Annotated in this window: 2 protein-coding genes; both read left to right on the top strand. The window is 53.5% G+C overall.

From position 1 onward, the window contains the following. On the top strand, positions 1 to 326 hold a 326-nt coding region (locus WA354_RS09105), incomplete at its 5' end, for a hypothetical protein (protein WP_472812691.1). A 100-nt stretch (positions 327 to 426) separates the two neighbouring features. Then, positions 427 to 1,434 (top strand): glycosyltransferase family 2 protein, encoded by a 1,008-nt coding sequence (locus WA354_RS09100; RefSeq protein ID WP_472812690.1) that lies wholly within the window; start codon positions 427 to 429, stop codon positions 1,432 to 1,434. Positions 1,435 to 2,197 lie beyond the last annotated feature (763 nt).

Here is a 2,197-nt window from a genome sequence, read left to right as displayed (position 1 = left end):
ATCTAAAGCATGGAGAATTCCGCTTCGATCTTTGCTACACGCTTGATTGGGAGATGTGGACGCGGATCATCGGTCTGGAAGGCGGCCTCATCTCATCGAAGGTTCTGGCATGCTATCGGATGGCATCGGGGGAGTTTTGGATACGTGCAGCGTGTTATGGCTGTAGCTTAGTAAAACTCGACGAGATCGCGCTTGATTATCGAGTGCGACAAGGCTCGATGATTTTTGACGCAAGCCGCCATTTTAACGAGATCGGGTCGTACATTTTCGCCAAGCCGGAATATCAAGCAATAAGATTGATCAGGGAAACGACCTGGCGGGCCTGATGAACGAGAGTAAGGAGACGATCTCAGCTTGAGGCACCTGGTTAAATCGCCGGTTCCGGACCCGCCGCGGATTTCCGCCGTAGCCGCAGACCGAGCACCGATGGTAAGTGTCTGTGTACCGACGTATAACGGAAAGGAGCATCTCGCAGAATGTATTCGCAGTGTTCGCTCCCAAAGCTTCACGGATTTTGAGGTCGTGATCTGCGATGATCAGAGTTCAGACGGCACTTTCGAGTTCGCCCAGGTGCTGGCGGAAGACGATGAGCGCTTTCGGTTCATAAAGAACCCGGCGCGCCTCGGCCTCGCCCGTAATTGGAACAACTGCGTACTGCAGGCTCGCGGGGAATGGATCAAATTTGTTTTCCAGGATGATACGATCGCGCCGTCTTGCATTCAGGCGCTTCTGTCTGCAGCCCTTCGTTACGCGAAGCCGTTCGCTTTTTGCCAACGTGAGTTCATCTGCGAGGAGGGGTTTGACTCCTTTTGGTTCATGCGGCATCGGGAGCGACTCTTTTCTGACTACAGTGCAAGCCCCGTTGTATTGCCCGGGAAGGCCATCCGAATTGCAGCTCGCGAGCCTTCGCACAACCTTGCCGGTGAACCAACTTCGACTCTGATTCATAGATCGGTGTTTCGCGAGATTGGCGGTTTCGACGATTTATTGATCCAGTTGGGTGACGCTGAATTCTGGTGCCGCGCGATGATTCGATATGGCGCGGTGTTTGTTCCGGAAAGCTTGGCTTCGTTTCGTCTTCATGCGAAGGCTGCGACGAGCTTGAATCGTGAAGAAAGGGCGTTTCGGTACAAGATTCTTGATGAATTGGTGATACTGTATCGATTTGCGTTCGGGGCAAAGTTCAAGCCAATGCGGGATTCGAGGGCATCCGGAAGGACCGGTCTGTCATTTTTGTTGGGGTGTGCGGCGGCGGCGGCGTCCGCGTGGCATCAGGCCGGAAGGATGCGCAATACGTCATCGGGCCGATCCCTAGCGGAATGGAGGGCAGTTAAGGCACGCTGTACCGGACTTGAGGCCCTTGCGTGGCTCGGCGTAGTCATCATTGCACTCCGTAGAGTGAAGGCAAAAATCAAGCGCAGAGTGTCTGCGTGAGAGTTCGAGAAGGGTACCTGTCATTGGCTGCGGAGTTTGGCGACGCGAAATTATGTCGGAGCGGCCACTGCTCCATAGTTTTCTGCAAGACATTGATGCATGGTTTTCTGGTGCCTGAAGTATGCACCAATTGGTTGCTGTGAGGACACCCTCTTTTGATACAGGGTCCTCCTTGGTGTGGTAACTTCCAATTTGCCGGTAATCCCTCCGGAACGGCAATGAAAGATTGAGATTGAGGTAAGCCGTCGAAGTTCTGAAGAACACAAGAGATCGCGTCCTAGATGCCCTTGATGTAGTGACACGCCGCAGAGAAATGATTCCACCCCGGCGCATGGTTGTTTTCGTTGGAGATGGGAGCTTCACCGGAACCGGAAACGAGTTTAGGAATCTATTTGTCCAATACGGACGACATCAGCCCGAGGACACGGTGTTGGAGGTGGGCAACGGAATCGGCAGGATGACCAGGCCGCTAACCGGATTTCTTGCGGCCGCCCTTTCCGCACCGTGATGCCACACTCGAGCAGCATTCCCCGGATCTGGTTGATCATCGCGGTCCGGCGCACCATCCACCGCTCGCGCACCCGGATTATCGTGTCCGTCAGAATTCGATGATCAACGATAAAAAACGATATGCGCGTGAACTTTCTGCATATATTTTCAATAAACCAGGAAACGACGTCCTTAAGGTGCTGAAGAGTCAAGGTGAGGAGATTGAGCAGTTGTTGCGGGTTCGAGACTCATTGGATTATCGAGTCGGCCGCTT

The sequence above is a fragment of the Occallatibacter sp. genome, assembly GCF_049802275.1.
In the GTDB taxonomy this organism is placed as follows: domain Bacteria; phylum Acidobacteriota; class Terriglobia; order Terriglobales; family Acidobacteriaceae; genus Telmatobacter.
Note: the sequence above shows the minus strand (reverse complement) of the source record. Positions and strands in the feature narration are given on the sequence as shown.

Coding starts and splice junctions, on each gene's coding strand:
- WA354_RS09100 (WP_472812690.1), top strand. CDS start 427: ATGGTAAGTGTCTGTGTACCGACGTATAACGGAAAGGAGCATCTCGCA.